The organism is Saccharopolyspora antimicrobica, from assembly GCF_003635025.1.
Classification (GTDB): domain Bacteria; phylum Actinomycetota; class Actinomycetes; order Mycobacteriales; family Pseudonocardiaceae; genus Saccharopolyspora; species Saccharopolyspora antimicrobica.
In genome coordinates, this window is sequence record NZ_RBXX01000002.1 from 5702124 (window position 1) to 5719370 (window position 17247).

Annotated in this window: 18 protein-coding genes; 13 read left to right on the forward strand and 5 right to left on the reverse strand. The window is 68.7% G+C overall.

All coding sequences use genetic code 11. The annotated features are described in order from the left end of the window. Nucleotide 1 precedes the first annotated feature (1 nt). From ATL45_RS27280 to ATL45_RS27290, 3 genes are all read left to right on the forward strand, one after another. Complete coding sequence (locus ATL45_RS27280) at nucleotides 2–1645, forward strand: amidohydrolase (RefSeq protein ID WP_093149194.1); 1644 nt, start codon at nucleotides 2–4, stop codon at nucleotides 1643–1645. A 147-nt stretch (nucleotides 1646–1792) separates the two neighbouring features. Next, nucleotides 1793–2233, forward strand: coding sequence for an HIT family protein (locus ATL45_RS27285; RefSeq protein WP_093149190.1), 441 nt, complete (start codon nucleotides 1793–1795; stop codon nucleotides 2231–2233). Next, a complete protein-coding gene (locus tag ATL45_RS27290) occupies nucleotides 2230–2796 on the forward strand; it encodes a HutD/Ves family protein (RefSeq protein WP_093149185.1) in 567 nt (188 codons plus the stop codon). The genes ATL45_RS27285 and ATL45_RS27290 overlap by 4 nt, the downstream gene beginning before the upstream one ends. 204 nt (nucleotides 2797–3000) lie before the next feature. Here the strand turns inward: ATL45_RS27290 and ATL45_RS27295 are convergent, their stop codons facing one another. Continuing rightward, nucleotides 3001–4131: a pyridoxal-phosphate-dependent aminotransferase family protein gene (locus ATL45_RS27295; protein WP_093149183.1), complete on the reverse strand. Its 1131-nt coding sequence runs from the start codon at nucleotides 4129–4131 to the stop codon at nucleotides 3001–3003. Between the two features lie 294 nt (nucleotides 4132–4425). On the opposite strand from ATL45_RS27295, the gene ATL45_RS40275 reads away from it, so the two are divergent. After that, a complete protein-coding gene (locus tag ATL45_RS40275; protein ID WP_369333634.1) occupies nucleotides 4426–4842 on the forward strand; it encodes a hypothetical protein in 417 nt (138 codons plus the stop codon). A gap of 152 nt (nucleotides 4843–4994) precedes the next feature. Then, on the forward strand, nucleotides 4995–5780 hold the full coding sequence (locus tag ATL45_RS27300) for a DUF1963 domain-containing protein (protein ID WP_093149179.1): 786 nt from the start codon (nucleotides 4995–4997) through the stop codon (nucleotides 5778–5780). A 91-nt stretch (nucleotides 5781–5871) separates the two neighbouring features. Here ATL45_RS27300 and ATL45_RS27305 read toward each other — a convergent pair whose 3' ends face one another. The 4 genes from ATL45_RS27305 to ATL45_RS27315 all read right to left on the reverse strand — a co-directional run bounded on the left by ATL45_RS27305 (nucleotide 5872) and on the right by ATL45_RS27315 (nucleotide 8501). Beyond that, nucleotides 5872–6231, reverse strand: coding sequence for a cupin domain-containing protein (locus ATL45_RS27305; protein WP_093149175.1), 360 nt, complete (start codon nucleotides 6229–6231; stop codon nucleotides 5872–5874). 234 nt (nucleotides 6232–6465) lie between these two features. Beyond that, nucleotides 6466–7413 carry a glycoside hydrolase family protein gene (locus tag ATL45_RS27310; protein WP_093149173.1) on the reverse strand — a complete coding sequence of 316 codons (948 nt, stop codon included), beginning with the start codon at nucleotides 7411–7413 and terminating at the stop codon, nucleotides 6466–6468. Between the two features lie 173 nt (nucleotides 7414–7586). Further along, the gene (locus ATL45_RS38540) at nucleotides 7587–7796 is read right to left on the reverse strand and encodes a hypothetical protein (protein WP_143121585.1); all 210 of its coding nucleotides are present in this window, start codon (nucleotides 7794–7796) and stop codon (nucleotides 7587–7589) included. A gap of 123 nt (nucleotides 7797–7919) precedes the next feature. Continuing rightward, a complete protein-coding gene (locus tag ATL45_RS27315; protein WP_093149169.1) occupies nucleotides 7920–8501 on the reverse strand; it encodes a TetR/AcrR family transcriptional regulator in 582 nt (193 codons plus the stop codon). Nucleotides 8502–8733: 232 nt separating this feature from the next. Here ATL45_RS27315 and ATL45_RS27320 point away from each other — a divergent pair, with 232 nt between their 5' ends. The 8 genes from ATL45_RS27320 to ATL45_RS27355 all read left to right on the forward strand — a co-directional run bounded on the left by ATL45_RS27320 (nucleotide 8734) and on the right by ATL45_RS27355 (nucleotide 17222). Further along, the gene (locus ATL45_RS27320) at nucleotides 8734–9225 is read left to right on the forward strand and encodes a VOC family protein (RefSeq protein WP_211841301.1); all 492 of its coding nucleotides are present in this window, start codon (nucleotides 8734–8736) and stop codon (nucleotides 9223–9225) included. Between the two features lie 46 nt (nucleotides 9226–9271). Continuing rightward, nucleotides 9272–10072 (forward strand): mycofactocin-coupled SDR family oxidoreductase, encoded by an 801-nt coding sequence (locus ATL45_RS27325; protein WP_211841302.1) that lies wholly within the window; start codon nucleotides 9272–9274, stop codon nucleotides 10070–10072. Nucleotides 10073–10093: 21 nt separating this feature from the next. Next, on the forward strand, nucleotides 10094–11323 hold the full coding sequence (locus ATL45_RS27330; RefSeq protein WP_093149164.1) for a DegT/DnrJ/EryC1/StrS family aminotransferase: 1230 nt from the start codon (nucleotides 10094–10096) through the stop codon (nucleotides 11321–11323). Between the two features lie 6 nt (nucleotides 11324–11329). After that, a complete protein-coding gene (locus ATL45_RS27335) occupies nucleotides 11330–12289 on the forward strand; it encodes a TIGR03621 family F420-dependent LLM class oxidoreductase (protein ID WP_143121584.1) in 960 nt (319 codons plus the stop codon). A gap of 31 nt (nucleotides 12290–12320) precedes the next feature. Continuing rightward, nucleotides 12321–13649 (forward strand): MFS transporter, encoded by a 1329-nt coding sequence (locus ATL45_RS27340; RefSeq protein ID WP_093149156.1) that lies wholly within the window; start codon nucleotides 12321–12323, stop codon nucleotides 13647–13649. A gap of 153 nt (nucleotides 13650–13802) precedes the next feature. Further along, a complete protein-coding gene (gene lipP1 / locus ATL45_RS27345; RefSeq protein ID WP_211841303.1) occupies nucleotides 13803–14744 on the forward strand; it encodes a LipP1 family hormone-sensitive lipase in 942 nt (313 codons plus the stop codon). Further along, nucleotides 14741–16351, forward strand: a complete 1611-nt coding sequence (locus ATL45_RS27350) for a flavin-containing monooxygenase (RefSeq protein WP_093149152.1) — start codon at nucleotides 14741–14743, stop codon at nucleotides 16349–16351. Before lipP1 ends, ATL45_RS27350 begins: the two co-directional genes overlap by 4 nt. Before the next feature lie 58 nt (nucleotides 16352–16409). Then, the gene (locus ATL45_RS27355) at nucleotides 16410–17222 is read left to right on the forward strand and encodes a 2-keto-4-pentenoate hydratase (RefSeq protein ID WP_246025575.1); all 813 of its coding nucleotides are present in this window, start codon (nucleotides 16410–16412) and stop codon (nucleotides 17220–17222) included. Nucleotides 17223–17247: the final 25 nt, after the last annotated feature.

Here is a 17247-nt window from a genome sequence, read left to right on the forward strand (position 1 = left end):
CATGACGAAGACGCCCGATCTGATCGTTGTCAATGCCAACGTGTTCACCGGCGATGCGGCGGGAACCACGGCCGAGGCGTTCGCCGTCGCCGACGGCGAGTTCACCGCCGTCGGAAGCTCCGAGGAAGTCGTGCGCCTGGCCGGCCCGGAAACGGCCGTGCTCGACGTGGACGGCAAGATGCTCATGCCGGGAATCTGCGACGTCCACATCCACCTCGGCCTGGGTGGGGCGGCCGCGGCGTGGGAGCTGCAGATTCCGCCGCACTACGGCCCCGACGAGATCTGCGAAGCGATCGCGGCATGGGCGGCGGAACTGGGACCGGACGAGTGGATCGTCGGTTCGTTGACGATGGAGAAGCTCGCGAACGTCGACATGCTCGCCAAGCTCGACGAGGCGGCCGGCGGGCGTCCCGTGGTGCTCAAGGACGACACGATGCACAACAGGTGGGTCAACAGCGCCACGCTCGAGGCGATGGGAGTCATGGACGACTCTCCCGATCCCGAAGGCGGTACGTGCGTTCGCGACGAAGCGGGCCGCCTCACCGGCGTCTTGTGGGAACAGGCGTCCCGGCTGGCGGAAGAGGCATTCGTCGCGAGCATCAAGAACCCGGAAGAGCGGTACCGCGGCACCTTCGCGACCGCCGCGAAGCTGTGCAACCAGTACGGGCTCACCACCGTCTGCGAAGCCGCGACGATGGAGCCCGCGCTGCGCACCCTGTCGAAGCTGGATGCCGAGGGTGCGCTCACCCTCCGGGTCATGGCGTCCACAGTGGCGCGACCGCTGCTCGCGGAACCCGGAATCACCGGCAAGGAGCTGGTTTCGGTATCCGAGCAGTTCGGTTCCGAACTGCTCCACGTGGGATTCGTCAAGGTGTTCCTCGACGGCGTTCCCATGACGCGCACCGCCTCGATGCTGGACCCTTACCTCCCCCTCGGTTGCGATCACGGGCAGAGTTCCGGGGAATGCCTGTACGACCTGGACGGGCTCGTCGAGGAACTCGAGGAAGCGGTCTCCGCGGGACGCGGGGTGAAGATCCACGCGGCCGGGGACGGGTCGACGAGGCTGGCCCTGGACGCGATCGCGATCATGCGCCAGCGGCACGGATCGCGGCCGATCTTCCACATCGCGCACAACCTCTTCATCGACGAGTCCGACGTGCGGAGGTTCAGCGAGCTGGGCGTCGTCGCGGACGCGTCGCCGTACCTGTGGTACCCGAGCATCATCCAGGACAGCCTGGCGTCCTGCGTGTCGGCCGAGACCTTGAAGAAGTCCTGGCCGCTGAGGGACCTCGTGGATTCCGGGGCCACTGTCGCGGCCGGTTCCGACTGGCCGGTCGCCCTCCCCGTTCCGCACCCCTGGACCGGGATCGAAACGATGGTCACCCGTGAAGCACCGGGAGGAAGCGAGGAGGCGGTCAATCCCGCGCAGCGGCTCACCCTCGAGGAAGCGCTGATCAGCTTCACCCGGCACGCGGCGGAAGCGATGGGACTCGGTGAGCGCGTCGGCAGCATCGAGGTGGGGAAGTCCGCGGATTTCATCGTCCTCTCCCAGAACCTGTTCGGCATCGACACGCGCAGGATCCACGAGACGGACGTGCTGGCGACCTACCTGCGCGGCAAGCGCGTCTACGACGCGAACTCGTGACCGGCGTCCGGCTCGCCCCACGTGCCCGGTCGATCGACACTGGCCGAGCGGGACATCATCCGCCGCGCTGCGCATCCGGTCGGATCATGACTGCAGCATCTGCTGCGTCAGCGATCATGAGTGCGGCGGCCGGTTAAGCTCTGCTGCGTGAGTGATCAGTGCGTGTTCTGCGGCATCGTGGCCGGCGACGTCCCGAGCGTGAAGGTGGCCGAGGACGAGACGACGTGCGCGTTCATGGACATCAACCCGGCCTCGGACGGTCACCTGCTGGTGGTTCCCAAGCGGCACAGCAAGGACCTGTTCGAGATCCCGGCCGATGACCTGACCGCCGTCACCTTGGCCGCGCAGCGCGTCGCCAAGGCAGCGGCTGGAGCGTTCGGTGCTGATGGGGTGAACCTCCTCAACTGCTGCGGTGCTGATGCGTGGCAGTCGGTGTTCCACTTCCACCTGCACGTGATTCCCCGGTACACCGACAAGGCCAAGGACCGCCTGGTGCTGCCCTGGAAACCGGAGGTACCGGGCGACGCGGAGGCGATCGCCATCCTGGGCGGCAGGATCTCCGCCGCGGTGGCCTCGCAGCAGACATGATCGTCGTAGATCCGGAGGACGTGGAACCGAAGCCGTGGCGCAACGGCAGGGGGATCACGCGGGAGTTGTGGGCGGAGCCGTCCGGTTCCGGTGCAGGGGCTGATTTCGAATGGCGGCTGAGCCTGGCCGATCTCGGTGAGAACGGGCCCTTCTCCCGCTTCGACGGTGTCGAGCGCATCTTCACCCCGGTCGTCGGCGGATGTTTCGAGCTCACCGTCGACGGCCGCCCGCACCGCGCGACCCGGTATCAGCAGGTCCGGTTCCCGGGTGAGGCCGCGGTGGCCGTGCGCGGCCTGGTCGAACCGGCTCGGGTGCTCAACCTGATGACGGTGCGCGGCCGTTGCCGCGGCGATGTCCAGGTGCGGCGATGCCACGGCGAGATCACCTGGAACGCGGGTGTCCGATCATTGCTCCTCGTGGCTGGGCGGTTGGCGATCGGGGCTGTCGAACTGCCGCGGCTGGGGCTTGCGGTCACCTCCGGACCGGCGTTGTCCGGAACGGCCGAAGACGCCCTCGTCGTAGAGGTCCACGTCTTCCGCGGCGTGCGGCTGGGAACCGGCTGACAGCCCAGCGGCTTTGTCACCTGCCGGTCAATCGTGGCGAACAACCGGTCTGCCCTTTTCGCTGGACTCACCCGGCCGGCGCCGAACAGGGACCAACGTCCTGATCGCCGCCGACCGGGAGCGCATCCGCGGTGGCCTCACCGCCCCCGCGCGTATGCGGCAGAAGAGCCCTGGGGCGCGAGGGGGCTGATCAATGAGTGGTGGTCATCGGCCGGCCTTGTCCAGCCCCGTCCGGAGCCGGGCCAGAGTTCCCTCGACGTCGCCGAGCTTGTCGAGTCCGAACAGGCCGATGCGGAAGGTGGAGAAATCAGCCGGCTCGTCGCAGTGCAGTGGCACACCGGCCGCGATCTGGATGCCGACTTTCTTGAAGCTGGCACCGCTGCGCAGCTCCGGGTCGTCGGTGTGGACGACGATCACGCTGGGGGCTGCGAACTCGTCGGTGGCGACCGAGGGGAGCCCGTGCTCGGCGAGCAGCGTGCGCACTCGGCTGCCGAGGTCGACTTGCGCGGCGCGGAGATCCTCGAGTCCGCGGTCGCGGGTCGCGAGCATGAGTTCCAGGTTGTGCGCGAGGGTATCGGTCGGCATGGTCGTGTGGTAGGGGGTCTGACCCTGGGTGTAAGCGTCGGTGATCGACAGCCACTTCTTCAGATCAACGGAGAAGCTCGTCGACGTGCTTGCCTCGACCGCAGCCCGGCCCGCCTCGCTGAGCATGACGTAGCTGGCGCAGGGGGACCCGCTCCAGCCCTTCTGCGGCGCGCTGAGCAGAACGTCGACGCCGAGATCGGCCATGTCGACCCAGAGCGCCCCGGAGGCGATGCAGTCCAGGACCAGCAGGCCACCGGCCTCGTGGGTGGCCTCGGCCAAGCGGCGGACGTAGTCGTCCGGCAGCAGCATGCCCGCGGCGGTCTCGACGTGCGGCGCGAAGACCACATCGGGCCGCTGCTCGCGGATGGCGGTGACGACCTCATCGATCGGCGCCGGCTGCCACGGGGCCTGATGCGAAGAATCGACCGGTCGTGCCCGGCACACCGCGTGTTCCTGCGCGATCGAGCCCATCTCGAGGATCTGCGACCAGCGGTAGGAGAAGAGCCCGTTGCGCACCACGAGGCAGCGGCGGCCAGTCGCGAGTTGGCGGGCGACGGCCTCCATGCCGTAGGTGCCGCCTCCGGGCACCAGCGCGACGCTGTGTGCTCGGTAGGTGGTGCGCAGGACATCGACGATGCCCTGCATCACGCCCACGAAGCGCTGGGACATGTGGTTCAGCGAGTAGTCGGTGAACACCACGGAGTACTCGAGCAGACCACCGGGATCGACATCATCATGAGGCAGAGCCATGCCCGTAGCCTGACACAGGCGCAGAAGTCGGGTGCGGACAGCATCGTGGGCGGGCCTTGCCGACTTCGCGGACCGGGACTGCATGGCGTGCGCGGCGGCCGTCGATCGTCACCATCACGGCCCTCCTGCCGCATCCTATTCCGGAGCCGGTTGCGCATAGCGCTGTTTCCGGCGCTTCTTCACGTAGCCCATGAAAATCGGCCATTCAAGCGTCACCGTGATCCTTAAGGTGGATGATGAGAGGATGCTCGCTGGGCTGCTGACGGGAGTGACAGCTTGTTTTACATCGGTTTTATGGATGGGGAGTGTTCGGATGGTGATCCGGACCTGCCGATTGGCAGAATAGTGGCTGGTGATCTGGATGAAAGATTCGAATCTCTGGTTCAGTGCTGGTCAAAGTCGGAATACGAGGCGAGCTGGCGTCGGCAGCTGCAGCTCTTGCTGGAGGGTGGCCGCCGTGCTTTGCTGCTCACCGTAGCTATTCCGCCGAAGCGGGCAAATTTTCTGCGAGGATTCGATCTGTACAGGTTCGGTGAGCAGGTTCGAGTGCACGACAGGATGGTGTTGATCGGGCGATTTCGCAGGAAGCGGTCGATTTTGGATCATCCTGATCGGTATGTTCCTTCCTATCGTCCATCGACAAGGAGTGGGCAGAGGGTCTCGGAATGGTGCACAACTGTTAGCGAAATCCGTTCATTTCTGAACTCGTAGGGCTCGCCGGGCGAGGGCTGGGGAGGAGTGTGGTGACCTGAAGTGGGTTGTACCGCGCTGAACGGTAGTGATGCACCGGCCGACGCCGCCCGTACAACGGTCCGGCCGGGGGCTGGATCCGTTGACCGAGTGACGGGCCATAGATTCGGCTCATGACAGACACGACGATCACTGACGAAACCCACGAGACGCGGGCCGCTCGCTTCCGTGCTGAGGCCGCCGCTCGGGGCATTCCGGCTGCCGAGGTGGAGGCGTACATACGCACCGCGCGCTCTGCGGTCTACCTCGCTGCGGACGGCCCCGGCCCGGTAGTTGCGCTGACCGGCGGGAATCCACCGCTGCCCGAGGGCTCCCCGGCGCCGACGGCCGCGTTCGTCGGGGCCGTCGACTGCGCGGCCCTGCCGCCGGGAGCGACGGACCTGCCGCTGCCCACCGAGGGCCAGCTGCTGTTCTTCGCCGACCCCGTGCCGGGCATCGGGGCAGTGGCCGCCGACGCTGTGCGCTACATACCGGCCGAATCGCTGTCGGCGGAAGACCTGGCCGGCCCGGACGACGGTATGGGCACCTACCGCCGTGGACGGCTGGACTTCTGCTTCCACCAGTGGTCGTGGCCTTGGCGGGAGGAGGACGACGACGAGGAGTCGCAGCAGGCCGCCGAGCTGGAGTCGGCCTGGTCGCACGTGGTCGGCTGGCGCCCCCGCTGGCGGTTCCAGCTCGGCGGTGAGCCGGTCGTCTTCAACTGGGATCCGGTCGAGGTGGCCCAGGACGAAGTGCCGCTGCCCGCCGAGGACGGCGACGAGTGGACGCTGCTGGCCAGCTGGCGCGGTGATGACGACTGCGACGAGCTGGAGGCGGGCCTCTTCCACTGGGTGATTCGCCGCGCCGATCTGGCCGCGCTCCGCTTCGACCGGGTGTACGTGTACGTGGATGCCTTCTGATCGTCGAGGCGGCGGACCTCCGGTAGTCCCTCACCTCGTGCGGGGAAGTGCTGGCGCGGCACGTCCCCGCACGACCAGGAGCGAGTGGGGATCATTGTGGCGGTGCCGCGTAGGTGGCGGCGCCGGACCAGTCGATCGCGATGTAGTCCTCGTTGCCGACGACCCATGCGTCGTGCCCGGGGGAGACGACGCCGGTTTCGCCGGTGCTGATCTCGGCTTCCTGGCCGTCGTCCATCACGACGTGCAGCGTGCCGGACAGGACGTACATGGTGTGGGCCTGTTGGCAGCTGTCGGTCTGCACGATCGGTTTGACGTCGTTCGACCAGCGCCAGCCGGGGTGCAGCACGGTGCGTCCGACGGTCGCCCCGGGAAGCTCGACGATGTCCAGCTTGCCGTGCTCGAACGTGCGCGACTCGTCCGGTTTGCCGAGGTCCTTGACTTCGAGCGTCATCGGTCCTCCTCGAGTGCGTGCGGCTTTCCTCCAGTTCGAGTCTGCGCTGCCCGTGGTTCGCGGACTAGGGTCGAACGACGCATGCGGGAACTTCTGCCCGTCCGGACCGGACCGGCCGGGGTTCGCCACGAGAACCCGGCGGATGACGTCCGGCTGCGCGCGTGCGGGTTCTGCTCTGCCCCGCTACGGGCACTTGCTTCCCGCGCTGACGGACTTGGAAGAGGTGCGGCCCGGTCAGGGGTTCGACCACTGGACCGGGGCGAGGTGCAGGCCGCGTTCTCCCCAGCCGGCGCTGGTGATCGAGGTGTTGCCGTTTGGTTCGGTGATGACCTCGGAGGCGTGGGCGTTGATGTGACCGGCCGGACTGTCCACTGAGAAGCGGAACGGGTTCCTGCTGGAGTAGACCCGGGTGTCCTTGTAGCCGGGGTCGCAGCACACGAAGAGGTACCAGGCGTCCGGGCGTCGTACGACGAACGGGGATTCGGTGGGGCCTCCGAAGGTGCCCGAGGCCGGGTGCTGGAAAGCGACCCGCTTCTCGCTCCAGTGCACCAGGTCCAGGCTGGTCCGGTAGGCCACCTGGTGGTTTCCACCGGTAGGAGCGCTGGTCGCGGTGTAGTACATGACCCACAGGACGCCGATCCTGGTGACCATGGGGTCTCTGGCGTCGAATCCGTCGGTGAACAGCGGGTTGGCCGCGCTGCGGGTCCAGGTCCACAGGTCGGTGGAGGTCGCGAGGTGCATCCGGTAGGCCGTGTGGTCGGGGGTGCCCGCCGCGTAGAACATGTGGTAGACGCCGTTGGCGAAGACCACGTGCGGCGCCCAGATGTGGCTCTCGCCGGCGGCCGGGTCCGCGGTCAGCGCGAACGGCTGCTTCGTCCAGGGGCCACGCGGCGAGGGGGCCGTGGCGTGCCCGAACTGCTTCTCGTCCAGGGGATTGGCCGGTTCGGCGTGGGTGATGGCGTACACGTGCCACACACCGGTGGCCGCGTCCCGGATCATCGTGTGGTCGTTGTAGTACCACTGCTCGGCCTCGCCGACCGACGGGTCGTAGACGTGGATGAACTCACCCGCCGACACCGAATCGGCCACCGAAGCGGACGCCGTGCCCGCCGCGGCCAGCTGGGTCACGGCGAGCAGGGCGATCACCGAGCGGAGCACTCTTCTACCGGACGCACTGATCATCGTCGACCCCTGCCTGTCCCGGCCGTTTTCATCTCGCTAGAAGCGGCGTGTCATTTCGGTATAGCGACTGCCCGGTTCTTCCGATATCCGCGAATCGGGTGTTTGGTGCGCCGTCCCGGTCTTCGCGGGCAGGCCGTCCGCCTGGGGTGAAGGTGGAGCGGGAGTTCTCACCATCAGTTCCAGCCACGACCGACGAGCGGCACCGCGTCGTCCTCGACATCGCGCTCGAACACATGGAGGCGGAAACCGAACCGGGCCTCGACCACCTGATGGCGACGTTGAGTCCCACGCCGAACTACCACTTCTGGCAAGGGGGCGAGGACGTCGGCCCGGAAAGCTTCGAAGGGGTTCGAACGTGTTGCGCGGAATTCGATCTCGTGCACCCCTCCAGCGACCGAGCAACGCCGACTGGCGCCTGTGCCCGCCACCGCACGGACGGTTTCCGGGCTTCCACTGCAGCAGGGGTGCGGGGGCCAGGTGCTGCAGGCGGTGTGCGCCACCCTCGGCTAGGTGGCGAAGCCGTCGAGGAAGATCTTCATGCAGTCTCTGGTCAGGTCTTCCGCGGTGTAGGCGTCTTCCGGGTGGCGCCACTTGATGGAGAGCCAGACCGCGTCGCGGATGAAGCGGTGGAAGACCTTGGTGGGGACGTCTTCGCGGAAGACTCCGGCTCGCTTGCCGTCGTCGATCGTTTCCAGCCAGACCTGCTGGGCAGCGTCGGCCAGCTGCTTGGCGTCCTGGTAGCCGGGATCATCGCGGAGGTTGGGCAGTTCGTTCTGGTAGACGATGGTGGCGTGCGGGTTCTCCTCCGCGGTGCGCAGCGACACTTCCACGATGGCACGCAGTCGCGATCGCGGGTCGAGCCGGCGGGGTGCGGCCTCGTCGTAGCGGGCCTTCAGCTGCTCCAGGTAGTCGGTGACGACCTCGCGCGCGATCGCGTTCTTCGACGGGAAGTAGTGGTACAGCGCGCCGGAGCGCACCCCGACCCGGGCGGCGATCTGGCGCACGGTGGTCGATGCGACGCCCTTGCTGGCGAACAGCTCGGCGGAGGCGTGCAGGATGTCGGTCCGGCGGAGCTCGACAGCGGTCATCCGCTTCCTCCCAGCGATTGAGCGCTTGCTCAATCGAGCTTAGGGTGCCGATCGCGCCGGGGTCAATCGAGTTCGCTGCGCACGCGCCAAAGTGACTGGCGAGTAGCGGTTTTCGCTCCCCAGTCGAGGAGTGCGCCGCGCGATGCCGACGTATTGACCAAGCGCTCGTTAGGGAGTAATACTGCCTCCCGTCGGTCCGTCGGAGGGCCGGGACGGAAGGCCGGTGGTGTCGGTGACGGGCCGGAACGAATCCCTGGACAAGTGCTTCTCGCTGGCCGATCTGCATCACGTCGGCGTCGTCGTCGCCGACATCGAGCAGGCCGCTGCCGACGTGGAGCGGATCTACGGCATGCCGGTCGCGGTGTTCGGCGAAACCCGGTTCACCTGCCGGATTCGGGGAATCGAGCAGACCGTGGTGCAGCGCATCGGGCTCACCGCGGGGCCGCCGCACCTGGAACTGCTCCGGGAGGTGCGCGGGTCCGAGATCTGGACACCTGTTCCGGGAGTCCACCACCTGGGATTCGTGGTCGACGACCTGGCGAGCGCGGCGGGTGAGTTGGAGCAGGCGGGTGCGCCGGTGTGGATGGCTGGAGTGCGGCGCGGGATCTGCCCGGTCGGCGCCACCTACCACCGCGATCCGCTGGGGCAGGTGTTCGAACTGCTGGACCGGGCGCTGGCCGACTCGATGGCCGAGCGGATCGGCCACAGTGGACTGACCGGCTGAAGTTGACGCGACGGAGCGGAATTTGTTTCGAGAGGAAGGCGCGAGGATGAAACTGGCGGGCAAGGTCGCATTCATCACGGGAGCTGCGCAGGGGCAGGGCCGGAGTCACGCCGTGCAGCTGGCCGCCGAGGGCGCCGACATCATCGCGCTCGACATCTGCGAACAGCTCGACTGCGTGGCCTACGAGATGGGCGACGAGGCCGGGCTCGCGGAGACGGTCCGGCAGGTCGAAGCCCAGGGACGCCGGATCCACGCGGCAAAAGCGGACGTTCGCGACCTGAAGGCCGTCGAAGCCGTGGTCGCCGAAGGCGTGCGGAAGCTCGGGAGGCTGGACGTCGTCGCCGCCAACGCCTCGATCTGCACCGTGCAACCGCACGAGGAGCTGACCAGCGAGGTCTGGCGGACGACGCTCGACGTCAACCTCACCGGCGTGTGGCACACCTGCGCCGCGGCGATTCCGCACCTGGTCGCCGCCGGTGGCGGCAGCATCGTCATCACCGGATCCACCGGTAGCGTCGTCGGCCTGCCGTTCTACCTGCCCTACGTGGCCAGCAAGCACGCGCTGATCGGGGTGTGCCGGTCGCTCGCGCTGGAACTGGCCGACCGCAACGTCCGCGTGAACGTCGTCCTGCCGACCGGCGTGGACACCGCGCAGGGGCACTCCGAGGTCCTGCCCGAACTGCTGGCCGGACGGCCGGACCTCGGGCCGGTGTTCATGAACAGCCTGCCGGTCACCCGCATCGAGTCGGTCGACGTCAGCAACGTCCTGTCGTTCCTCGCCTCCGACGAGGCCCGCTACATCACCGGCATCGCGATGCCCGTCGACGCCGGCTCCACCATCCGCTGAACCCCGAGCAGAGGAGAACTCATGAGCCCCCGTGTTGTCTACGCCCGCAGCGTGCACGACGACGCCGAGATCGACGCTTGCCTCGAGGTCCTGCGCGGCGGCCCGTTCGGGCTGAAGATCGGCAAGAACGTCGCGGAGATGGAGCGCACCGTCGCCGAGCTGTACGGCAAGCGGCTCGGCGTGATGTGCAACTCCGGATCGTCGGCGATCTACCTGGCGCTGGAGCTGCTCGACCTGCCCAGGGGCGCGGAGGTGATCACCTCGCCGCTGACCTTCTCCACCGACGTCGCGCCCATCGTGCGCGGTGGCTGGGTCCCGGTGTTCGCCGACGTGGAGCCGGACACCTACAACGTGGACGCGGGCAGGATCGAGGAGCTGATCACCGACCGGACGAAGGCGATCCTGATCCCCAACCTGGCCGGGAACGCGCCGGACTGGGACGTCATCCGGGACATCGCCGATCGCCACGGCCTGAAGGTGATCGAGGACTCCTGCGACTGCATCGGTACGACGTTGCGCGGCACCAGGACCGGCAGCCGGTCGGACATCACGGTCACCAGCTTCGCGATGGCGCACATCGTGACCTGCGCGGGCAATGGCGGCATGGTGTGCCTGGACGACGAGTTGCTGCGGGACAAGGCGCTGATGCTGCGCCGGTGGGGACGGCGCTCGGAGCCGCACCTGTTCGGCTCGGCCAACACCGGGCGGGTGTTCCGCGAGGATCTCGACGGGGTGGCCTACGACAACGACTTCATCTTCGACGTGCTGCCGTGGAACTTCGAACCGTCCGAGCTCGGGGCGGCGTTCGGCCTGCAGCAGCTGAAGAAGCTCGATGCGAACTTCGCCCGCCGCGCGGAGATCTTCGACGCCTTCAACGACGCCTTCGGCAGCTATCCCGTGTTGTTCTCGCTGCCTCGCCAGCTGCCGGACTGGCACACCGCCTGGCTGTGCTACCCGGTGATGGTCCGGCCCGGCGCCGGGTTCGCGCGCAGCGACCTGCAGGAATCGCTCGAAGCGGCGGGCATCGACACGCGCACGGTGTGGAGCGGCAACATCACCCGGCACCCGATGATGCGGGGCGTCGAGCACCGGGTTCCCGAGGGCGGGCTGCCCAACGCCGACGCCGTGTTCGAGCGCGGTATGTCGCTGGGGATGAGCCACGGCACCACGGCGGCGGAGCTCGACCACGTGGTGGCCAGCATCCACGCCTTCGCATCGCGCTTCGCGCCCGCGGTCGGCTCGGTGGGATGAGTGCCGATGTCGAGGATCAAGACGGCGCTCTACGCTCCGGCGCTCGGGCGTGACGTGGCGGCATGGCAGGCAGAGCTGCGCCGGCTGGACGACAGCGGGCTGTCCGCGCTGTCGGTGTCCGACCACTTCATGGTCGGGCGGGTGGATCCGGTCGCCGCGCTGACCGCCATCGCGATGAGCACCCGGCGGTTGCGGGTCATGGCGCTGGTGCTGTGCAACGACTACCGGCATCCGGTGATCACCCACCACGCCGCGGCCAGCATCGACGTGCTCTCCGGCGGTCGGCTGGACCTCGGCCTGGGTGCCGGTTACCTGGCGGCCGAGTACGCCGCGGCCGGTCTGCCCTACGACCCGCCGGGGCGGCGCGTCGACCGGCTGGCGGAGTCGGTCGAGGTCATCAAGGCGCTGTTCGCCGGCCGGCCGGTGCACCACGAGGGCGCGGCCTACTCGGTGACCGGGCTGACCGGGACCCCGGCGCCGGTGCAGACCCCGCACCCGCCGCTGCTGATCGGTGGCGGCGGGAAGCGGATGCTCACCATGGCCGGCAAGCACGCGCAGATCGCCGGGATCCACTCGAACCTGCGACACGGCTCGGCCTACGACGCGGCCGTCATCGAGGACATGCTGCCGGACCGGATGGCGCGCAAGATCGCGTGGGTCCGGGAGGCGGCGGAGCGCGCCGGACGCGACCCCGACCAGCTGGACTACCTGTCGATCACCTGGACCTGCCGGGTGGTGGACAGCCCGCGGCAGACCGACGCCGCGCTCGCCGAGGTGTGCCGGGCCTACGCGGTCGATCCGGGAGTCGGGCGGCAGTCCGCGGGCCTGCTGGTCGGGACCGTCGAGCAGTGCGTCGAACAGCTCCTGCAGCGGCAGGACGGACTGGGGCTGAACTACGTCGACTTCGGGGCCGCGAGGGCCGCGGAGGTCGAACCGCTGGTCGCAGCATTGTCCGCTTTGGACTGAGAAGTTCCCGCATCCGACAACGGAGTCGAAGATGTCCGAAACCGCCGTGCGAAGAACTCCCGATCCGGCCGTGCTGCGCAAGGTCGCGCTGTCCGGCCTGCTCGGCACCGTCATCGAGTACTACGACTTCCTGCTCTACGGAACGCTGGCCGCCATCGTGTTCGGCGAGCTGTTCTTCCCGGGATCCGATCCGGTCGTCGGCACCATCGCCTCGTTCGGGACGCTGGCCGTCGGTTACGTCGCCCGGCCCGTCGGCGGGATCGTCTTCGGGCACTTCGGCGACCGGATGGGCCGCAAGTCGATGCTCGTGGTCACCATGGTCATGATGGGTCTGGCGAGCGTGCTGATCGGCCTGCTGCCGACCTACCACGTGATCGGGGTGTGGGCGCCGGTCCTGCTGGTGCTGTGCCGGATCGTGCAGGGCGTGGCCATCGGCGGCGAATGGGCCGGTGCGACGCTGATGGTCGTCGAGCACGCCGACGCCAAGCGCAGGGGGCTGTGGAACGGTCTGCTGCAGATGGGTTCGCCGCTGGGCTCGGTGCTCTCGACGATCGCGGTCGCGCTGGTGACCAGGCTGCCCGAGGAGCAGCTGATGTCCTGGGGTTGGCGGGTGCCGTTCCTGTTCAGCGCGGTGCTGCTCGGCGTCGGGCTGTACGTGCGGATCAGCATCGCCGAGAGCCCGCTGTTCGAGCAGTCGCGGGCCGCCGTGGACAAGCCGAAGGTCCCGCTGGTGGAGGTGCTGCGCAATCCCGGCACCTTCGTCCTCGCCAGCGCCGTCGGCATCGGTCCGTTCGCGCTGACCGCGTTGATCAGCACCTTCATGATCACCTACGGCCGGTCCATCGGGTACGACACCGCCGACGTGGTGACCGGAGTGCTGATCACCGCCGTGATAGGGCTGGTGGCCATCCCGCTGTTCTCCGTGCTGTCGGACCACCTCGGCCGCCGGACCGTGGTGGTGGGTGGTGCGGCGGGGATCGTGCTGCTGGCTTTCCCGATGTACGCCCTGGTCAACACGAAGGTGGTGGCTCTGCTGTTCGTCGGCATGGCGCTGGGGCAGTTGATCCAGAACGCGATGTACGCGCCGCTCGGCCCGCTGCTGTCGGAGATGTTCGGCACCGGCGTCCGCTACACCGGCGTCTCGCTCGGCTACCAGGTGGGCGCACTCGTCGGCGGAGGCTTCACACCGCTGCTCGCCAGCAGCGTGTTCACCGTCTCGGGCGCGCCGTCGAGCACTCCGCTGGCGGTGCTGGCGGGCGCTTGCGGCCTCGTGACGCTGCTGGCCATCTGGCGCACCGGTGAGACTCGCGGTCGTGATCTGACGCAGGAGGTCGAGACGCGCGCTGGTGCCTCGACCTGAGGAGACGCGAGCCCCGTGTTCCCGGTCCACTGACCGGGAAGCGGTCTCGCTCCGCCGGTTATCCGCATGTATGGTCCCACCGCACCAATCAGAAGACGTTGCGCCGTAGGGCTTTTCGGGCCCGGGTGTACGGCACTGCCGAGGAGGGCGATCGTGTTCGACGAAGAGGTCGCGGCGGTCATCCAGTCGCTCGACGCGGGTTTTCCGCGGGTCGAGGAGATGACCGGGCCCGAAGCACGTGCCGCGATCGCGGCGCGGCGGCAACCGGTGCGCAACCCGGACGTCGTGGCGAAGACCGAAGACCGGAGGATTCCCGGGCCCGGCGGTGAGCTTCCGGTCCGCCTGTACTTCCCGCACCACGACGGTGACGGGGCGCTGCCGGTGGTCGTCTTCTGCCACGGCGGCGGGTTCGTGTTCTGCGACCTCGAGTCGCACGACGGGTTCTGCCGCGAGCTTTCGGCACGAACGGAGTCGGTGGTGATCTCGGTGGACTACCGGCTGGCACCGGAGCACAGAGCACCCGCGGCGGCCCACGACGCCTACGCCGCGCTGACCTGGGCTGCCGAGAACGCCCGCGAGCTCGGGGGAGACCCGGACCGGTTGCTGATCGCCGGTGACAGCGCCGGCGGCAACCTCGCGGCCAGCGCTTGCCTGCTGGCCAGGGACGCCGGCGGGCCTGGAGTGGCGGCTCAAGTGCTCATCTACCCCGCGCTTGACCCCGCTTGCGACAGCGCGAGCTACCGCGAACGCGGCAGCGGTTACGGGAACACCAAGGCCGCTATGGAGTGGTACTGGCGCCAGTACCTGCCCGCTGACGGCGCGGTCGAACCCCGGTACCAGGTCGAACCGCTGGCCGCGGACACCTTCCGCGGTCTGCCGCCCGCCATCGTCGTGACCGCCGGCCTGGACCCGCTGTCCGACGACGGCCGGGCCTACGCGGCGGCTCTGGCGCGGGACGGGGTGGCGGTGACGCATCGGCACTACCCGGGCCTGTTCCACGGATTCCTGACCATCATGCCGCTGCAGGCCGGGCAATCGGCCCGCGACCTGCTGTGGCACGACCTGCGCGCAGCTGCGAAGCGAGGAGCACCATGACCACCGGAGTTCACGAGGTGCGCGACGTCCTGGTCGTCGGAGCCGGATTCGCCGGTCTCTACGCCGTGCACGCGTTCCGCGAAGCCGGACTCGACGTCGGATGCCTCGAAGCGGGCGAGGCCATCGGGGGAACCTGGTTCTTCAACCGGTACCCGGGCGCCCGCTGCGACGTGGAGAGCATCGACTACTCGTACTCGTTCGACGACGACCTGCAGAACGACTGGGTGTGGAGCGAGCGCTACGCGACCCAGCCGGAGATCCTCGCCTACCTCGACCACGTGGCCGACCGCTTCGCGCTGCGTCGGCACATCCAGCTGCGGAAGCGGGTCGTGGCCGCGCACTTCGACGAGCAGGCGTCGCGTTGGACGGCGCGCACCGAGGACGGTGACGAGCACCTCGCGCGGTACCTCGTGTTCGCCACGGGCTCCCTGTCGGCGCCGAACAAGCCGGACATCCCCGGTGCCGAGTCCTTCGCCGGCGAAACGTACTTCACCGCGCGCTGGCCGCAACCGGGGCCGGCGCTGGAGGGCAAGCGCGTCGGCGTCATCGGCACGGGCTCGTCGGCGATCCAGTCGGTGCCGATCCTGGCCGAGCAGGCCCGCTCGCTCACCGTCTTCCAGCGCACGCCGAACTACAGCGTGCCCGCGCTGAACCGGAAGCTCACCGACGAGGAGCAGCGCCGGATCCGCGCGGAATACCCGCAGCGGCGGCGGAAATCGCGCATGAGCGGTGGTGGTTCGACGCACGAGCCGTACCCGAAGCCGGCGCAGGAGTGCACTCCGGAGGAGCGCGAGGCCGCGCTGGAGGCGGGCTGGCGCAACGGTGGTGTGCTGTTCGGCAAGACCTTCCCCGACCAGTTCACCAACAGCGCGTCGAACGACTTCGCCCGGGAGTTCGCCGCGCGCAAGATCCGGGAGATCGTCGAGGACCCGGGAACCGCCGAGGACCTGATCCCCACCGATCACCCCATCGGCACCAAGCGGATCTGCACCGATTCCGGCTACTTCGAGACGTTCAACCGGGACGAGGTCTCGCTGGTCAACCTGCGCCGGGACCCGATCGAGCGGATCACCGCCGCGGGCATCGAGACCAGCGCCGGGTTCCACGAGCTGGACGTGCTGGTCTACGCCACCGGGTTCGACGCGATGACCGGCGCGCTCATGCGGGTCGACATCACCGGCCCGCTCGGCGACCGGATCCAGGACGCGTGGGCGGAGGGACCGGTGACCTACCTCGGCGTGCAGATCCCGGGGTTCCCGAACCTCTTCACCGTCAACGGCCCGGGTTCGCCGTCGGTGCTGGCGAACATGGTGCTGACCGCGGAGCAGCAGGTCGACTGGCTCGCCGAGCTGGTCCGGCACGCCGACGACGCCGGGGCGACCCAGGTCGAGGTGCGCCGCGACGCCGCGATCAAGTGGACCGAGCACGTCCAGCAGGCCGCGGACGCCACACTGTTCCCCCGCGCGAACTCGTGGTACCTGGGCGCGAACATCGAGGGCAAGCCGCGCCGGTTCATGCCGTACGTGGCCGGACTGGGCGCCTACCGCCGGCGCTGCGACGCGATCCGGGACGACGGCTACGAGGGGTTCGTGTTCACCTCTCGCTGAGTCCTGAACAGCGGGACTCGCGCTGGGGCCGCTCGGAGAAGCGTGCGAACGTGACGGAGTGCGTGCATCGACAGCCGGTACCGGGAATTCCGAAGACCTTTCGATCGCCGACGCGGTCGCCCGCCTCAGCGGAGCCGAGCGGACGGGAACGCCCGCGGCACCGGTGCGGGACGTGCTCGGCGACACCGACATCGCCCTCGCCTACGCCGTGCAGCAGGAGCTCGCGCGGCAGCGGGAGGCCAGGGGCGCGGTGGCGGTGGGCCGCAAGATCGGGCTGACCTCGCCCGCCGTCCAGCGGCAGATGGGCGTCGACCAGCCCGATTTCGGGGTGCTCTTCGCCGACATGGACGTCTCCGGCCGGGCCGAGATCCCGTCCGGTCGTCTGCTGCAGCCACGGGTCGAAGCCGAGATCGCCTTCGTGCTGGCGGAAGACCTGGCCGACGGCGAGCTGGACGCGGCGCAGGTGCGCGCTGCGGTGGACCACGCGGTGCCGGCGCTGGAGATCGTCGACAGCCGGATCGCCGGGTGGGACATCGCGATCACCGACACCGTCGCCGACAACGCCTCCAGCGGGCTGTTCGTGCTGGCCGACCGGCGGTTCTCGCTCGACGAGTTCGAACCGAGGAACACCACCATGCGGCTCTACGCCGACGGCGAACTGGTCTCGGAGGGCGACGGGACTGCGTGCCTGGGCGATCCGCTCGCCGCGCTCGCCTGGCTGGCCCGCACAGCGCGGTCCTTGGGCGACCCGCTGCGGGCCGGGCAGATCGTGCTTTCCGGGGCGCTGGGCCCGTTGGTCCCGGCGAGCCCGGGAATGCGCTTCCGCGCTGAGATCGACCCGCTCGGCGAGGTCACCGCCACGTTCTCCTGAACGCCGACATCGCGCTCGACCTGAC